Here is a 15,694-nt window from a genome sequence, read left to right as displayed (position 1 = left end):
CCCGCTTTCGGGCGAGGGGGAGATTCCTATGCCGATGCTCGCCGGATTCAGCGTATTCGCCATCATCCTTGTTCTATTCGTCCTCATCACGGTGATGATGGGGATTCGGCAGGTGCCGCAGGGTTATAATTACACGGTCGAGCGGTTCGGCCGCTACAACAAAACCCTCACGCCGGGTCTTGGCGTCATTATCCCTTATTTCGACCGCGTCGGCCGTAAATTGAACGTGATGGAGCAGGTGATCGACGTTCCCAGCCAGGAAATCATCACCAAGGACAATGCGACCGTCAAAGTCGACGGCGTCGCCTTCTTTCAGGTGCTCGACGTGCGGCGCGCGTCCTACGAAGTGTCCAATCTCGAACAGGCGCTGCTCAATCTCGTGATGACCAATATCCGCACGGTGATGGGCTCGATGGATCTCGACCAATTGCTGTCGCATCGCGACGAGATCAACGTGCGGCTGCTCACCGTCATCGACGCCGCCGCCTTGCCGTGGGGCATCAAGGTCACGCGCATCGAGATCAAGGATATCGAACCGCCCAAGGACCTCATCGAGGCGATGGGCCGGCAGATGAAAGCCGAGCGCGAAAAGCGCGCGGTCATCCTCGACGCCGAAGGCATGCGCCAGGCCGACATCACCCGCGCCGAAGGCAAAAAGGCGGCGGTCGTACTGGAGGCCGAAGGGCGCAAGGAAGCCGCCTTCCGCGACGCCGAAGCGCGCGAACGTTCGGCCCAGGCCGAGGCGGCCGCGACCAATATGCTGAGCAAGGCGCTCGCCGAGGGCGATCTGGCCGCGCTCAATTATTTCATCGCCGAAAAATATGTGAAGTCGATTCAGGCCTTGGCGGAAGCGCCGAACCAGAAGGTGTTCATCGTGCCGCTGGATCTGGCCTCGCTCGCCGGCACATTGGGGGGGCTTTCCGAGATCGCGGCGAGCGCGCTGGGCGAGGGACGCGCCGCCGACGCGTCGCGACCCGCGCGGCCACTGCGCAATGTCGTGCCGCCAACCCCGCCGGCTCCCACGCCGTTTGGGCCGACCACTCCAACCTGACAGGCCTGTGATGTCCGACATCGGCCTGTTTTCGCATGGCGACTATATCGTCTGGCTCGTCGCCGGGTTCATTCTCTGCGCGGCCGAAACAATCGCGCCCGGCGCATTTCTGATCTGGATCGGCGCGGCGGCGCTGATCCTTGGCGCGGTCGAATTCGTCTGGCCGCTGGAATTCACCGCGCAGCTTTTCCTGTTCGCTGCTTTGGTTGTCGTCCTCGTGATTATCGGGCGGCGAGTCTATGGCTCGCTCGACCGGCGCTCGGCGCCGCAACCGCTCAGCCGCGCGCATGGCCTCGTCGGCAAGGAATTCTTCCTCGACCAGCCGATCGAACGCGGCTTTGGCAATATCCGCGTCGACGACAGCGTCTGGCGCGTGACGGGCGAAGATATGGGCGCGGGCGCGAAAGTGCGGGTGACGGGGGTCGAGGAAGGATCGCTGCTGCGGGTGGCGAAGGTGTAACGCTCGCCAAGGCCAGAGCGAAAGCAACGGCGCCTCAATCGCGGGCATTTCTATCGCGATCGTTCGATTCCAATCAAAGAGAAGACGCGCCGGTCTTGTCGTGGCGCCCTGCGCCATATGCGCGCATTGGCGCGGACGCGCTACCGCGCCATTTCCCGCAATGTTAGCCTTCCGCGCGACAGAGGCAGGCGGACGAACGATGCGGCGCGCGGCGGAAACTTCTACGGCGGCGCTGATTGCAGCGGCGGAGGGGCTAGCGCCGCTGGTCTCGGCGCATCGAGCGGAACTCGTCCGATCGCGCGACCTGCCGGCGCCGCTCGCCGCGGCGCTGGAGGAAGCGGGGCTGACCCGGCTGTGGCTGCCGCGGGCGCTCGGCGGCGCGGAACTGTCGCCCGAAGACTATATCCGGGTGATCGAGGCGGTCGGCCGGCTGGATGGCGCGGTCGGCTGGTGCGCCGCCGTCGCAGCGAGCAATGCGCGGCTAGCGGGTCTGCTCGCGCCAGAGGTCGCCGCTTCGATGTTCGGCCCCGGCCGGGGCTGCCTGGTCGGTAGCGGCAATCCCGTCGGCGCGGCGACTGAAATTCCAGGCGGGGGCTGGCGCGTCAGCGGCCGCTGGAGCTATGGCAGCTTCATCCGCCACAGCGCCTGGACGATCGGCATGTGCACGATCCGGGAGACGGACGGCGCGCCGCGCCGGGATGAAGCCGGTCGCCCGGCTCTTCTTGCAGCGATCGTCCCGACGGAATCCGTACGCATCCACGACAATTGGGACGCCGGCGGCCTGCGCGCTAGCGGCAGCCATGACTTCGAGATGGAGGGACTAATCGCGCCCGCCGAGCGCACGATTCCGATGCGGGGCTTTGACGCCGCCGCGCCGATAAGAGGCCCGCTCGACGCGCTGCCATTCATCACCGCCTTCGCCATTGGCATCACGCCGGTGGCGCTGGGCGTAGCGCGGGCGGCGATCGAGGCGCTCATGGCGCTGGCCGGCCGCAAGACGCCATCCGGCGCGTCGGCGCCGTTAGGCGAACAGCCGGGCGTGCAGGCCGATGTTGCGCGAGCGGAAGCGGAATTGCGCTCGGCGCGCGCATTCCTGTTCGACGCGGTCGGGGAAATGTGGCAGGCGGCGCAGGCGGGAAACGCGCGCGAAGTCCGATTGCGGGCGCTGGTGCGGCTCGCGTGTTGGAATGCGCTGCGGGCCAGCAAACAAACGGTGACGCTGATGTATGAGGCGGCCGGCGGCAGCGCCCTCGATGAACGGCTGCCATTCGCCGCTTGTCTTCGCGACGTAAACGCCGCCGGCCAGCACCTGGCGTTCGCACAACGAAACTTGGAAGTGTTCGGGCGCGTGTTTCTCGGGATGACGCCGGGAACAGAAAGGTTTTGAGGCGGAGAAGCATCGCTTCGCTTGACTGCGGCTTGGCCGCTTGGCGGCCCGCGGGTGCTTCCTATCTCCCCGAGAACACCAATTCCTCCGCCCCACTTTGTTTCAGCTCAGCCTCCGAGCCCGTCAGCGTGATCGTCCTGCCGGCGCTCCATAGTGGAACCAGATCGCCGTAATGGCTTGAGAAGATATGCCCGGACTCGCCCGTCGCGATAATGAAACGCGTCTTGTCGGGATCGCCAAGGTCATAGAGGCCGCGGAAGCCGGCGGCATGGGCGCGGGCGAAGGGATGGTCCGGCTTCGGGTTGAACCCCTCGCCGCGGTCGAGCGTATAGAACCCGCCGCTGGCGGGCAGCGAGAGATCGCTCAAACGATCGAGCAGGGGCACATGGCTGTAGAGCTTGTGCGCCAATTGCGAGATATGCTCGGCGCCCCAGCGCCATTTCGTCATATCTTCGCCATCGCGCTGCGCCAGCAGAGCCAGGGATTCGTGGAGCGCGCGTTCGATCGTCTGACGGCAATCGGGATCGGGCTTTTGCGCAACGTCGCACCATTGCGGATGGTCGGTCAGCAGCGAGAATAGAGTCATCGCCGCATAGGGACCTTTTTCCGCCAGATGGAGGCCGGTTTTCTCGTCGATCATGATGCGGCGCAGGGCGCTGAGCCACGCCTCAAAAATCAGCGGCTCCGGCCGATCCTTGTCCATCTTGCCATCCCAACCCGCCAGCAAAGCGAGCGCCTGTTTGGCGCGCTCATCGGTAGGCGCGATGCGTTTGAGGAGCGGCAGAAAATCGGTCGCGGCCAGCGAGACAAGATCGGCCTGCATCGCGGCGGATGTGTCGAGCGAATGCTTGTCGATCGTATCGAAGAATTGCTGGATGCGGCGCGCCCGATAAGGCTCTTCCCAATCGCGCCCGAACGTGGGGACATTATCGTCCGGCACATTGGCGTTGTTGGCGTTGAACAGGAAGCCGGTCGGCGGATTATAGGCTTGCGGCAATTGGGCGAAGGGCACGAAGCCCATCCAGTCTTTTTCGCCGCTCGCCCCGTCCGCGGGCGTCAGCCCGTCGCCCGATTTGCGCAAAGGCACGAGGCCGGGGCTAATGAAGCCGATATTGCCCGCGATATCGGCGAAGACGATGTTCTGAGTCGGCGTCTGATATAATTTCAGCGCTTCGAGAAACTGATCCCAATTTTCGGCGCGGTTGACGCGCATCAGCGCCTCGGTCGTCGTGTCGTGATCGCCAAGACCGGTAAAGGCGAGCGCAATAACCTTGCCATCGCCGGCCAGCGACGCCAACCCTTTTTCAATATCCGAGAGAACCGGCCCGTGCCGGGTCGCGCGCACTTTCAGGACGATGTCGGGCGCATTTTTGACATGGATGATTTCGTCGTGCGTGGCGAAGGGCTCGGAGCCGCCGGGCGTCAGATATTGCGTGGGGCTTTTCGGATCGATCGTCTCGATGAACAGATCCTGCGTATCGGTGTCGGCCGTCGTGAACCCCCAGGCGATATGATCGTTCTGCCCGAGCAGCACGCCGGGCACCCCCGGCACCGTGGCGCCTTTGATTGAAAGCTCCGGCGTCACGATGCGCGCGAGATACCACAGGATCGGCGCCTCCAGGCCGAGATGCGGATCATTGGCGAGGATCGGCTTGCCGGTCTGCGTGCGGGCGCCCGAAATGACCCATTCGTTGGAGGCGCCGTGATCAAGCGAAATAAGCGCGCCGAGTTGATCGCGAGCCGACGGAAGCTCCGAATGCCTGGAATTGCTGACCGGAAGCGTCGTGATTGGAGAACCGGCTGGAGCGCCGGGAAACAGCAGCCGCGCCATATCGGGCGGTATTTTTTGCGCGAGTTCGGCGCGCGCTTCCTCGAGCGCGTAATTATTGCTGAGCTGCAGGCTCATCAGCTTGCCCCAGACCAGCGAATCGGCCGGCTGCCACGGCTCGGGGTCGTCGCCGAGAATCAGGAATTCGGGCGGCAGCCGGCCCTTGTGACTTGTCAAGAACGCATTCACGCCATCGGCATAGGCCTGGTAATAGGCTTGCGTTTCGGGGCTGAGAGCCGCAAAGCTGCTGGTCGCCAGACGATAAAAGCCCAGAGTGCGGATGAATTTGTCGATTCCGACGAGATCGGCGCCCGCGACCTCGGCAAGCCTGCCCTGCCCGGCGCGGCGCTGGATTTCCATCTGATAGAGCCGCTCGCTCGCGTGGATGTAGCCTAGCGCGCGCGCGGAATCGTTCATCGAAGGCGCGAAAATATGGGGGACGCCGTGGAGGTCGCGATAGACCCGCACTTCGCCCGAGAGGCCCGGCAAGCGCGCGGCGCCGCTGTAATCGGGCATCGCCCGGTAGAAGAGGAAGGCGACGGCGCCCGCGGCGAGAACGACGAGCGCGACGACGAGAATCAACGCCCATTTCAGCAGACGAACGATCATGGGGCCTCCCTGGGTTGAACCGTCGGCGCGAGATTCCCCTTTGCCGTCGCGGCGTAGTCAATCGCGTTTGCCGGCGCTTGTCCATGAACGGGCGCATCGGGATTCTGGGCTTGTCCCAATACAAAAGAATGACGCGGCGGCTCTTGTCTATTGACTGGGGGTCGTGGATGGTTCGCCTCGTCGAATTGGCGCCTCGAAGGGCGCATAGCGGGGGAGACGGAACATGCTTCGAGCCATTCTGAGGGCGGGCCTGGCGGCGGGCGCGATCGTCGCGGCGAGCGCGGCTTTCGCCGACGACGATGTCGTCAATATCGGCCTGATCCTGCCGATGACCGGGCAGGCCGCCAGCACTGGCAAACAGGAACAGGCCGGCGCGCAGCTCTATCTCCAGCAACACGGCGCCAGCGTCGCCGGCAAAAAGATCGCGCTCATCATCAAGGACGACGGCGGCGCCGCCGACGTCACCAAGCGCCTTGCGCAAGAGCTGATCGGCAACGACAAGGCGAAAGCGCTGATGGGCTTCGGGCTGACGCCGCTGGCGCTCGCCGTCGCGCCGGTCGCGACCGAGGCCAAGGTTCCGGAAATCGTCACCGCCGCCGCGACCGCGATGATCACCGAGAAGTCGCCCTATATCGTGCGCACCTCCTTCACGCTGCCGCAAGCCGCCGCGCCGATGGCCGAATGGTCGCTCAAGAACGGCATCCACAAAGTCGTGACCTTCGTCACCGATTACGGCCCCGGCAATGACGCGGAGAAATGGTTCAGCGACACATTCACCAAGGGCGGCGGAACGGTGGTGGAGCAAATCCGGGCGCCGCTCAAGAATCCCGATTTCGCGCCGTTCCTGCAGCGCGTGAAAGATGACGCGCCGGACGCCGTCTTCGTCTTCGTGCCGTCGGGCCAGGGCAGCGCCTTCATGAAGCAATTCGCTGAGCGTGGCCTCGACAAATCCGGAATCAAGCTGATCGGCACGGGCGACGTGACGGACGACGATCTCCTTGCCGATATCGGCGACCCCGCGCTCGGCGCGGTGACGACGCATCATTATTCGGTCGCCCATCCCTCGCCCGAGAACAAGGCTTTCGTCGAGGCGTTCAAAAAAGCCAATGGCGGCCTGCGCCCCAATTTCATGGCGGTCGCCGCCTATGACGGCATGGCGCTTGTCTATGGCGCTTTGGAGAAGACCAAAGGCGCGACCGACGGCGACGCTCTGATCGAGGCGATGAAGGGCGCAAGCTGGATCAGCCCGCGCGGCCCCGTCTCGATCGACCCGCAGACGCGCGACATCATCCAGAACATCTATGTCCGGAAAGTCGAAAAGGTCGACGGCGAACTCTATAATGTGGAATTCTCGACGATCGAGGCCGTGAAGGATCCGTTCAAAGCGGCTAAGAACTGACGCGCGGAATCTTTGTCAAAGGACTGCGCCGCCCCTCATCCGGCGCTTCGCGCCACCTTCTCCCCGCTACGCGGGGCGAAGGGATACGCGCGCCCCTTCGCCCCGCGTAGCGGGGAGAAGGTGGCCGGCGGAGCCGGCCGGATGAGGGGCGGCGCAATCCTCCGACAGTGCCACCTATTGCTAACCCGAAAGCCTGCCCTTGCTGACCATCCTGTTCGACGGAATCGCTTATGGGATGCTGCTGTTCGTGCTGGCTTGCGGCCTGTCGGTTACGCTCGGCCTGATGAATTTCGTCAATCTCGCCCACGGCGCTTTCGCCATGCTGGGCGGCTATGCGACCGCGCTGCTGATGAACCGTTGCGGCGTTCCATTCCTGGCGACGCTGCCGATCGCTTTCGCCGCCCCCGCCATTCTCGGCGTCGCGCTGGAGCGAACGCTCTACCGGCGCCTCTATGGCGCGAGCCCGCTCGACCAGGTCCTGTTCACCATCGGCCTCGTCTTCATGGCCATGCCGATCGCCAATTATTTCCTGGGCGATCAGCCGCAGCAGGTGCATCTGCCGCTGTTCCTGCAGGGGCGCGTCGAGTGGGGCGGCGTCGGCATTGGCATCTATCGACTGTTTATCATTCTGGTCTGCGGCGCGATCGCCGCGGCCCTGCAGATGTTTCTGATCGGCACGCGCTTTGGCGCCCAGTTGCGCGCGGCGGTCGACGATGCGCGCGTGGCGAGCGGCCTTGGCATTGACGTCGACAGGCTGTTCACCATTACTTTTGCGATCGGCTGCGGCCTGGCGGGCCTGGGCGGCGCGCTCGCCGCCGATGTCGTGGGCGGCATCGATCCGACCTTCCCGGTTAAATTCATGGTTTCGTTCCTGATCGTCGTGACGGTCGGCGGATCGAACGGCGTGCTTGGCGCGCTGCTGGGCGCTTTGCTGCTTGGCGTTCTCGACGTCGCCGGTAAATATTACGTCCCCTCGATCGGCGCCTTCATCATCTATGCCGTGATGGTCGCCGCCTTGCTCATTCGCCCGCAGGGATTGTTCGCGCGGAGCGGCGGACGATGAGCGGGGAAGCGGCGCGCATCTCGGCGCATCTGACGCGCCGCGCGCGTTGGGGCGCCGGCGAGATCGCCTTCTGGATCGGGCTGGTCGCGCTGATCTTCGTCGCGCCGTCTCGGGCGCTGCTGATCAATGAAATCCTGATCGCCGGCCTGTTCGCTTTGTCGCTCGATCTGATCCTCGGCTATGCCGGGATCATCTCGCTCGGCCATGCCGCCTTTTTTGGCGTCGGCGCCTATGGCGCGGCGATTCTGGCGAGCCATGGAATCAACGATCCGATCGTTGGGCTCGTTATCGCCAGCCTGATCGCCGGGCTCGTCGGACTGGCGAGCGCGCCGCTTGTGCTGCGCGGCTCCGATCTCACACGCCTGATGGTGACGCTCGGCATTTGCCTGATGCTGGGCGAACTCGCCAACAAGAATTCCTGGGCGACCGGCGGCGCCGATGGGCTGAGCCTCGAGCTGACGCCGATTTTCCACCTGTTCCCGATCGGCTTCACCGGCCAGCGCAATGCGGCGCTCTATAGTCTCGCAGTCCTGTTTCTCCTGTTCGCGCTGGCGCGGCGGATTGTACAATCGCCGTTCGGCCTGTCGCTGCGCGGCTTGCGGGAGAACCGTCTGCGCGCCGGCGCGCTGGGAATCTCCGCGCCGCGCCGCCTGATCGCGATCTATGCGCTCGCCGCCGTTTACGCCGGCGCCGCGGGCGCGCTGGTTGCGCAGACGACGCAGATCGTCTCGCTCGACGTCTTCGATTTCCACCGCTCCGCCGACGCACTGCTGATGCTGATCATCGGGGGAACCGGCTTTCTCTACGGCGGCATCATCGGCGCGGCTTTGTTCATCGCGATCAAGGATGGCCTCTCGACGGCTACCCCTGAATATTGGGAATTCTGGATCGGCCTGTTGCTGGTCGCGCTCGTCCTGGCCGGGCGCGAGCGGATCGGCGCGCGGATCGCCGGCCTCTTGCCGCGACGCGCACGTGGAAGCGCGGCATGAACGCGCCCGCCCTGGAAACGCGCGGACTGGCCTGCCGGTTTGGCGGCCTGATCGCAACCGACAATGTCTCGCTGAATCTGGCGCCGGGCGCGCGGCATGCGCTGATCGGCCCCAATGGCGCGGGCAAGACGACGCTCGTCAATCTGCTGACCGGCATGGTCAAGCCGACATCCGGCCAGGTTTTGCTGCAAGGCGAGGATGTGACGGCCCTCTCGGCCCATGCGCGGGTGCGACGCGGCCTGTCGCGCACCTTCCAGATCAACCAGCTCTTCCCCGATATGACGCCGGCCGAGCAGCTTTGCCTGGCGGTCGGCGAGCGGCTCGGCGAAGGCGGAAACTGGCGCGGAATCGCTGGCGCCGATCGTGCGATGGCGAGCGAAGTCGAGGACCTCCTGCGGCGCTTCGATCTGATGAGCGTGATGGACCAGCCGACCCGCCAGCTCGCCTATGGGCGGCAGCGGCTGCTGGAGATCGCGCTTGCGCTGGCCAGCCGCCCGCGCGTGCTGCTGCTCGACGAGCCGGCCGCCGGCGTGCCCGAAGGCGAGCGCGCCGATATCTTGGCCGCGCTGGCGGCGCTTCCCGCCGATGTGACGATCCTACTGATCGAGCACGATATGGATCTGGTGTTCCGCTTCGCCCAGCGCATTTCCGTTCTGGTCGCTGGTCGCATGCTGATGGAGGGGAGCCCCGCCGAAGTCGCCGCCGACAGCCGCGTGCGCGAAGTCTATCTGGGGGCGGACGCCCATGGCTGAATTGCTCATTGTCGAAGGTTTGAGCGCCGGCTATGGCGAGGCGCGGGTCATTGCCGGCCTCGACCTGCGGCTCGAGGAAGGGCGCTCGCTCGCCCTGCTCGGGCGCAACGGAACCGGCAAGACGACGCTGCTCAATTCGCTGATCGGCGTCACCACCCGCCATGCCGGGCGCATTCGCTTTGCCGGGACGGATGTGACGGGGCTCGCCCCGCACCGGCGCGCCAGGCTGGGTCTTGGCTGGGCGCCGCAGGAGCGCAATATCTTTCGCTCACTCAGCGTCGAGGAAAACCTCACCGCCGTCGCGCTACCCGGCCCCTGGAATCTGGAGCGGGTCTATGCGCTTTTCCCCCGCCTTAAGGAGCGGGCGCGCAATGGCGGGCGCCAATTGTCGGGCGGCGAACAACAGATGCTGGCGATCGGCCGCGCCCTCATGCTCAATCCGCGCCTGCTGCTGCTCGACGAGCCGACCGAGGGCCTCGCCCCTATCCTGGTTGACGAATTGCTCGGCGTGCTGCGCCGGCTCGCGCGGGAAGAGGGCCTGTCGATGATCGTCGTCGAACAGAAGGCGCATAAGATATTGCCGTTCACGGACGACGCCGTCATCCTCGACCGCGGCGCGATCGTGCATACGGGGCCGAGCGCCGCGCTGCTGACGGATGCGGCGGCGCTGGAGGCGCATTTGACGGCGGGGAGCAAGGGGTGAACGATTTGCGTCGCTGCGAATCAAGAACTGAAGGTTTCGACACGATAGGGAGACCCGATGGCCTATGAACTCTACTACTGGCCGGGTCTGCAGGGCCGCGGCGAATTTGTGCGGCTGGCGCTGGAAGAAGCGGGAGCCGACTATATCGACGTCGCGCGCGGCTCCGGCGCGGGGCGCGGCGTCGCCGCGATGATGAAAGTGCTCAAAAGCAACAGCGAGCCGCACATACCCTTTGCGCCGCCCTTCCTGAGAGACGGCGATCTGATTATCGCGCAGGTCGCCAATATCCTGATGTATCTGGCGCCGAAGCTCGGCCTCGCGCCGAAGCCGGCGGCGCTGCGTCCTATCGCCAACGGCCTGCAATTGACCGTCACGGACATCGTCGCCGAGGTCCACGACACGCATCATCCGCTTTCCACGAATCTCTATTACGAAGACCAGAAAGACGCCGCCAAGGCCCGCGCCGCCGATTTCCTTGGGCATCGCCTGCCCAAATTCATGGGCTATTTCGAACGCGTGCTGCAGCAGAATCCGAAGGGCGACAAACATGCCGTCGGCGCTTCGTTGACCGCTGTCGATCTGTCGCTGTTTCAACTGATCGAGGGTCTGTCCTACGCCTTTCCGCGCGCCATGAAGAGCTTTGTCGCGCATTATCCCGCGCTTGCCGCTCTGCGCGAAGCCGTTCGGACGCGGCCGCGCATCGCGCTTTATCTGGCCTCCGAACGCCGCATCCCGTTCAACGAATCAGGCGTCTTCCGCCATTATCCCGAACTCGATCAGGACGCCCGCTAGGCGCGCATGACGGCCGCCTTGCATCAGGCGACTGGAATCGCCAAATCGTGTAGGCTGGCGCGGCGCGCCTGCATGGCCACCTTTGCTATTGGGGCGCCATCGGCGGCGAATTGTTGAAGGAGAGATCCGATGTTGCATCGTTATTTCGCCGGCTGCTTTTTGGCCGCCGCGTTCCTTGCAGCGCCGGCGCAGGCGGCGATGAAGCCTGTGGTTGAGACTGCTGCGACATCGGATATCGCGCTGGCCGGCGCCGCCTGCAGCTACGGCTATCATCTCGACGTTTCAGGGCTCTGCGTCGATTCCATGGACTATAGCCGCCGCTGCTCGCCCGGCCTGTTCGCCGTCCAATTTCCAAACGGCAACGGCTACCGCTGCGTTCCGACGGACTGGCTGCGCGAATCGGGCTGGCTCGGCGACTTCTTCTAGCTCCGGCGGCGCAACAGTTCGCGCTTGCCGGGAGCGCTCGACCGGGCGCAACATCGTGACGCAATCGGCTAACAGAGGGATGTCGGCTTGCTGCGCGAAATCGGCTTGAGCATCGCTGGACTGTTGTGGATCGCGGCGCCCAATCAGGCTTGCGCCCAGGCGTCGCCGTTCGCGCCGAAGGTTCTCGTGATCACGATGTTTGGCGGCGAGGCGAAACCCTGGCTCGAAGGCGAGGAGTTCACGCGCAAGATCGCGATTCCCGGCTTCCCAAAAGCCTATCCCGACGTTGCCTGCACAGAAGGCGCGCTATGTCTCATGACAACCGGCATGGGTTATGCGAACGCCGCCAGCTCCGTCTCCGCGCTCGTCTATTCCGGTCGGTTCGACCTTTCGAAAACTTACTTTCTGATCGCGGGAATCGCCGGCGTCGATCCCGCGCAAGGGACGCTCGGCTCCGCGCATTGGGCGCGTTATGCGATTGACGGCGGCCTGCAAAACGAGATCGACGCGCGCGAAATGCCGAGCGATTGGAGCACGGGTTATCTGACGATCGGCGCCGGCGCGCCGGGGCGGAAGGCCGACTTGCGCTACGGCAGCGAGATCTATCGCCTCAACGAAGATTTGTTGCAGGCGGCGTTCAAACTGACCAAAGACGCGGGTTTGAGCGACGGCGACGCGGCCAAAGCCTATCGGGCGCGATATGAATCGGGGCCCGCCGCCTCGCCTCCACAGGTGACGATCTGCGATACCATTTCGTCCGACACCTGGTGGCACGGGTCGAAGCTGGACGACGCCATGCAAGCCTGGGCGAAGCTGATCACCGACGGCGCCGCCAATGTCTGCACCACCCAGCAGGAGGATAATGCGACGCTGACGGCGCTCAAGCGCGGGGCCGACGCGCAACTATTGGATTTCAACCGGATCGCCGTGCTGAGAACGGCCTCCAATTTCGATCGCGAGGCGCCGGGCCAGACAGCGGCGGAATCCTTGGCGGCGAAGTCAGGCGGCTATCTGCCGTCGGTGACCAACGCCTATCGTGTCGCGGGCGCGCTGGCGCACGCTATCGTCGCCGACTGGGGGACTTGGAGCGCCGGCCCGTCGAAATGACCGCGTTGAAGGCAGCGGGTTGAGCGGTGCGACTCATAGATCACAAGCTCGGCTGTTTTCTTTCGCCAGTCGAGGGCGCCGCGCGGGCGCGGCGATAGCGTTGACGGGAACGCTCCATTTGACAGGCTTCGCGCCGATTGTTATGTAAGATAACAATTGGAGGAGCCGCCGCCATGTCCGCAGGGACCGCCCCGGTTGGGGACGCTGTTGTCGTCACACAAATCGAGGGCGACATCGCAGTCGTGCGCCTCAACCGACCCGCCAAGCGCAATGCGCTGAACGACCAGGCGATTCTCGGGCTCGAAGCGGCGTTCCGCTCACTCCCCGGCCAGGTCAAGGCGGCGGTGATTCACGGCTCTGGCGAGCATTTTTCGGCCGGCCTCGACCTCAGCGAATTGGTCGAGGTCGACCTTAACGGCGCCATCGAACATTCGCGCCTTTGGCATCGCGCATTCGAGGCGATCGAATTTGGCCGAGTGCCAGTCGTCTCGGCGGTGCATGGCGCAGTGGTCGGAGGGGGGCTGGAGCTCGCCTGCGCCACCCATGTGCGCGTCGCCGAGACTTCGGCTTTTTACGCTCTGCCCGAAGGCCAGCGCGGCATTTTCGTCGGCGGCGGCGGCTCCGTGCGATTGCCGCGCCTGATCGGCGTTTCCCGGATGATGGAGATGATGCTGACAGGGCGCGTTTATCGCGCCGAGGAGGGCTACAACTTTGGCTTCTCCCATTATGTGACGCCGGTCGGGGAAAGCCTCGCCAAGGCCAAAGAACTCGCCCGCAAAATCGCCGGCAATGCCGGGCGCACCAATTTTGCGCTGATCCAGGCGTTGCCGCGCATCGCGGATGGCGACCGCGCCGCCGGCTATCTGATGGAGGCGTTGATGTCCTCGATCGCCCAGGACGACGCGGAAGCAAAATCGCGCCTACGCGCCTTTCTCGAAAAACGGGCCGACAAAGTCGCGCCGCAATTTTGATTCCGTTTGAGCGCGGCGGACGGACAGGTATCGGGAGGATGATCATGCAAGCGAGCCCTGCGGCTCCCGATCAGGACAAACCCAAAGCCGCGCCGTTACGCAAGCTCAAGACAGGCTCCAACGCGGCCACGATCGAACGGCGCGCCGATGGGGTCATCGTGGTGCGCCCTTCGCAGCCGCTGGGGCCCTATCCCGCCAGATTGACCGAACGCCTCGTTCGCTTTGCCGCTGAAGCCCCGGAGCGCGTCTTCATCGCCGAGCGTGATGCGACCGGCGAATGGCGCAAAATTACTTATGCGCAGGCGTTTCATGCGGCCAAGGCGATCGGCAGCGCGCTCCTCCAACGCCGCGTTTCGCCCGAGCGCCCCTTGATGATCCTGTCGGGCAATGACGTCGACCATGCGCTGCTCGCCCTCGCCTGCCTCCATGTCGGCCTGCCCTACGCCCCGATCTCGCCCGCCTATTCCGCAGCGTCGAGCGATTTTTCGAAGCTGCGGCATATCGCGCGACGGCTGACGCCAGGTCTCATCTTCGCAAACGACGGCGACGCCTTTGCCGCCGCGTTGAAAGCCGTCGCGCCGGGCGATACGGAAGTTGTCGTCTCGCGCAATCCGCCGCCCGGCCTTCCGACGACGCCATTCGCGCAATTGCTGGAATTCCCCATCGACGAAGAGGCGATCGCCCGCGCGCATGACGCGGTCAGAGGCGACGATGTCGCGAAAATTCTGTTCACCTCGGGCTCAACCGCTTTGCCCAAGGGCGTCATCAATACTCATGCGATGTGGACCGCCAATCAGGAGATGATCGCCAATTACTTCCGCTTCCTGCGCGATGTTCCGCCGGTTATCGTCGACTGGCTGCCATGGAACCACACATTCGGCGGCAATCACAATTTCGGCCTCGTGCTCTATAATGGCGGCTCGCTCTATATCGACGAGGGTCGGCCAACGCCCAAGGGCATTCTGGCGACAGTGAGGAATTTGCGCGAAATTGCGCCCTCCGCCTATTTTAACGTGCCCAAAGGCTTCGAGGAACTGGTTCCGTTCCTGCGCGCCGAACCCGCGTTGCGCGAAAAATTCTTCTCGCGCCTCCACATGAATTTCTTCGCCGGCGCGGGCCTCGCTCAGCATGTCTGGGACGCGCTGGACGCTGTTTCTGTGGAAGCCGTGGGCGAGCGCGTACCCATGATGACAGGCCTAGGCGCGACCGAAAGCGGCCCCTTTGCGATGGTCTGCGCGCCTGAACATTGCCGGTCCGGCTATGTCGGCCTGCCTGTGCCAGGCGTCGTGCTGAAACTCGCCCCCGTCGAGGGCAAACTCGAAGTGCGCCTGCGCGGCCCCTCGATCACGCGGGGCTATTGGCGCGACCCCGAGGCCAACGCCAGGTCATACGACGACGAAGGCTATTACTGCCTTGGCGACGCCGTGAAGTGGATCGACGAAGCCGATCCGACCAAAGGCTTCGAATTCGACGGCCGCATTACCGAGGACTTCAAGCTTTCCACCGGCACCTGGGTCAGCGTCGGGCCGATGCGCGCGAAGATCATCGCCCATTTCGCGCCGTACTTTCGCGACGTCGCCATCGCCGGAATCAATCGCGACGACCTTGCCGTGCTGGCCTTTCCGGACATCGACGCGTGCCGCGCGCTCTGCCCGGATCTGTCGCGTATAGACGATCCCGGCGCGGTCTTCGCCGATGCGCGCGTGCGAAAGGAAATCCGCCGCCTTTTGGTCGCTTTGGCCGCCGGCGCGACCGGATCGTCCACCCGCATCGCGCGCGCGCTTCTTCTTGAGGCGCCGCCCTCGCTCGACAAAGGCGAGATCACCGACAAGGGCTCGATCAATCAACGCGCCGTGCTGACCCACCGCGCCGATCTCGTTGAAGAGCTTTACGCAAGACCGTATTCGCCGCGCATCGTCACGATGGAAGAGGCCTGATCATGGCGTTCGACAATCCCGGCGTCTTTTCCAAATGGGACGACGCCTTCCTGCTTGGCGGCGCGCGAACGCCGTTCACCGATCTCAACGGCGCCCTGTCGTCGGTCTCGCCAATCGACCTTGGCGTCAAGGCCGCGAAAGCGGCGCTGGAAAAGGCCGGCGTCGATGCGCGCGAGGTTGGAACAGTCATCGCGGGATCGATGGCCCAGGCCAGTTTTGA

General features: G+C 64.5%; 14 protein-coding genes and 1 pseudogene. 14 read left to right on the top strand and 1 reads right to left on the bottom strand.

The features are described from left to right. Window positions 1-28 precede the first annotated feature (28 nt). The 3 genes from GSQ90_RS01335 (at window position 29) to GSQ90_RS01325 (ending at window position 2,898) form a co-directional block, all read left to right on the top strand. Complete coding sequence (locus GSQ90_RS01335) at window positions 29-1,051, top strand: SPFH domain-containing protein (protein ID WP_158812679.1); 1,023 nt, start codon at window positions 29-31, stop codon at window positions 1,049-1,051. A 10-nt stretch (window positions 1,052-1,061) separates the two neighbouring features. Next, complete coding sequence (locus tag GSQ90_RS01330; RefSeq protein ID WP_158812678.1) at window positions 1,062-1,511, top strand: NfeD family protein; 450 nt, start codon at window positions 1,062-1,064, stop codon at window positions 1,509-1,511. 199 nt (window positions 1,512-1,710) lie between these two features. Next, on the top strand, window positions 1,711-2,898 hold the full coding sequence (locus tag GSQ90_RS01325; protein ID WP_158812677.1) for an acyl-CoA dehydrogenase family protein: 1,188 nt from the start codon (window positions 1,711-1,713) through the stop codon (window positions 2,896-2,898). Window positions 2,899-2,959: 61 nt separating this feature from the next. On the opposite strand, the gene GSQ90_RS01320 is transcribed toward GSQ90_RS01325, so the two are convergent. Next, window positions 2,960-5,335 carry a penicillin acylase family protein gene (locus GSQ90_RS01320; RefSeq protein WP_158812676.1) on the bottom strand — a complete coding sequence of 792 codons (2,376 nt, stop codon included), beginning with the start codon at window positions 5,333-5,335 and terminating at the stop codon, window positions 2,960-2,962. Window positions 5,336-5,558: 223 nt separating this feature from the next. Here GSQ90_RS01320 and GSQ90_RS01315 point away from each other — a divergent pair, with 223 nt between their 5' ends. From GSQ90_RS01315 to GSQ90_RS32265, 11 genes and pseudogenes are all read left to right on the top strand, one after another. Then, window positions 5,559-6,734 carry an ABC transporter substrate-binding protein gene (locus tag GSQ90_RS01315; protein ID WP_158812675.1) on the top strand — a complete coding sequence of 392 codons (1,176 nt, stop codon included), beginning with the start codon at window positions 5,559-5,561 and terminating at the stop codon, window positions 6,732-6,734. A 199-nt stretch (window positions 6,735-6,933) separates the two neighbouring features. Next, window positions 6,934-7,797 carry a branched-chain amino acid ABC transporter permease gene (locus GSQ90_RS01310; protein ID WP_158812674.1) on the top strand — a complete coding sequence of 288 codons (864 nt, stop codon included), beginning with the start codon at window positions 6,934-6,936 and terminating at the stop codon, window positions 7,795-7,797. Next, window positions 7,794-8,786, top strand: a complete 993-nt coding sequence (locus GSQ90_RS01305) for a branched-chain amino acid ABC transporter permease (RefSeq protein ID WP_158812673.1) — start codon at window positions 7,794-7,796, stop codon at window positions 8,784-8,786. The genes GSQ90_RS01310 and GSQ90_RS01305 overlap by 4 nt, the downstream gene beginning before the upstream one ends. Further along, window positions 8,783-9,538, top strand: coding sequence for an ABC transporter ATP-binding protein (locus GSQ90_RS01300; RefSeq protein WP_158812672.1), 756 nt, complete (start codon window positions 8,783-8,785; stop codon window positions 9,536-9,538). The genes GSQ90_RS01305 and GSQ90_RS01300 overlap by 4 nt, the downstream gene beginning before the upstream one ends. Next, window positions 9,531-10,241 (top strand): ABC transporter ATP-binding protein, encoded by a 711-nt coding sequence (locus GSQ90_RS01295; RefSeq protein ID WP_158812671.1) that lies wholly within the window; start codon window positions 9,531-9,533, stop codon window positions 10,239-10,241. Before GSQ90_RS01300 ends, GSQ90_RS01295 begins: the two co-directional genes overlap by 8 nt. A gap of 57 nt (window positions 10,242-10,298) precedes the next feature. Continuing rightward, window positions 10,299-11,033, top strand: coding sequence for a glutathione S-transferase (locus GSQ90_RS01290; protein WP_158812670.1), 735 nt, complete (start codon window positions 10,299-10,301; stop codon window positions 11,031-11,033). 129 nt (window positions 11,034-11,162) lie between these two features. Next, a complete protein-coding gene (locus GSQ90_RS01285) occupies window positions 11,163-11,459 on the top strand; it encodes a hypothetical protein (RefSeq protein ID WP_158812669.1) in 297 nt (98 codons plus the stop codon). A gap of 87 nt (window positions 11,460-11,546) precedes the next feature. Continuing rightward, on the top strand, window positions 11,547-12,566 hold the full coding sequence (locus GSQ90_RS01280) for a purine nucleoside permease (protein WP_158812668.1): 1,020 nt from the start codon (window positions 11,547-11,549) through the stop codon (window positions 12,564-12,566). A gap of 173 nt (window positions 12,567-12,739) precedes the next feature. Beyond that, window positions 12,740-13,537 (top strand): crotonase/enoyl-CoA hydratase family protein, encoded by a 798-nt coding sequence (locus GSQ90_RS01275; RefSeq protein ID WP_158812667.1) that lies wholly within the window; start codon window positions 12,740-12,742, stop codon window positions 13,535-13,537. A gap of 44 nt (window positions 13,538-13,581) precedes the next feature. Continuing rightward, a complete protein-coding gene (locus GSQ90_RS01270) occupies window positions 13,582-15,474 on the top strand; it encodes a feruloyl-CoA synthase (RefSeq protein ID WP_158812666.1) in 1,893 nt (630 codons plus the stop codon). A gap of 2 nt (window positions 15,475-15,476) precedes the next feature. Continuing rightward, window positions 15,477-15,694: pseudogene (locus tag GSQ90_RS32265) on the top strand (acetyl-CoA C-acyltransferase); the annotation flags it as partial.

The sequence above is a fragment of the Methylocapsa sp. S129 genome, from assembly GCF_009765995.1.
Classification (GTDB): Bacteria; Pseudomonadota; Alphaproteobacteria; order Rhizobiales; family Beijerinckiaceae; genus Roseiarcus.
This window is presented reverse-complemented; position numbering and strand designations above follow the sequence as displayed.

Excerpts from the sequence above, each read along its gene's own strand:
- GSQ90_RS01325 (WP_158812677.1), top strand. The coding sequence starts at position 1,711 with ATGCGGCGCGCGGCGGAAACTTCTACGGCGGCGCTGATTGCAGCGGCG.
- GSQ90_RS01330 (WP_158812678.1), top strand. The coding sequence starts at position 1,062 with ATGTCCGACATCGGCCTGTTTTCGCATGGCGACTATATCGTCTGGCTC.
- GSQ90_RS01275 (WP_158812667.1), top strand. The coding sequence starts at position 12,740 with ATGTCCGCAGGGACCGCCCCGGTTGGGGACGCTGTTGTCGTCACACAA.
- GSQ90_RS01290 (WP_158812670.1), top strand. The coding sequence starts at position 10,299 with ATGGCCTATGAACTCTACTACTGGCCGGGTCTGCAGGGCCGCGGCGAA.
- GSQ90_RS01285 (WP_158812669.1), top strand. The coding sequence starts at position 11,163 with ATGTTGCATCGTTATTTCGCCGGCTGCTTTTTGGCCGCCGCGTTCCTT.
- GSQ90_RS01300 (WP_158812672.1), top strand. The coding sequence starts at position 8,783 with ATGAACGCGCCCGCCCTGGAAACGCGCGGACTGGCCTGCCGGTTTGGC.
- GSQ90_RS01320 (WP_158812676.1), bottom strand. The coding sequence starts at position 5,335 with ATGATCGTTCGTCTGCTGAAATGGGCGTTGATTCTCGTCGTCGCGCTC.
- GSQ90_RS01270 (WP_158812666.1), top strand. The coding sequence starts at position 13,582 with ATGCAAGCGAGCCCTGCGGCTCCCGATCAGGACAAACCCAAAGCCGCG.
- GSQ90_RS01315 (WP_158812675.1), top strand. The coding sequence starts at position 5,559 with ATGCTTCGAGCCATTCTGAGGGCGGGCCTGGCGGCGGGCGCGATCGTC.
- GSQ90_RS01295 (WP_158812671.1), top strand. The coding sequence starts at position 9,531 with ATGGCTGAATTGCTCATTGTCGAAGGTTTGAGCGCCGGCTATGGCGAG.
- GSQ90_RS01305 (WP_158812673.1), top strand. The coding sequence starts at position 7,794 with ATGAGCGGGGAAGCGGCGCGCATCTCGGCGCATCTGACGCGCCGCGCG.
- GSQ90_RS01335 (WP_158812679.1), top strand. The coding sequence starts at position 29 with ATGCCGATGCTCGCCGGATTCAGCGTATTCGCCATCATCCTTGTTCTA.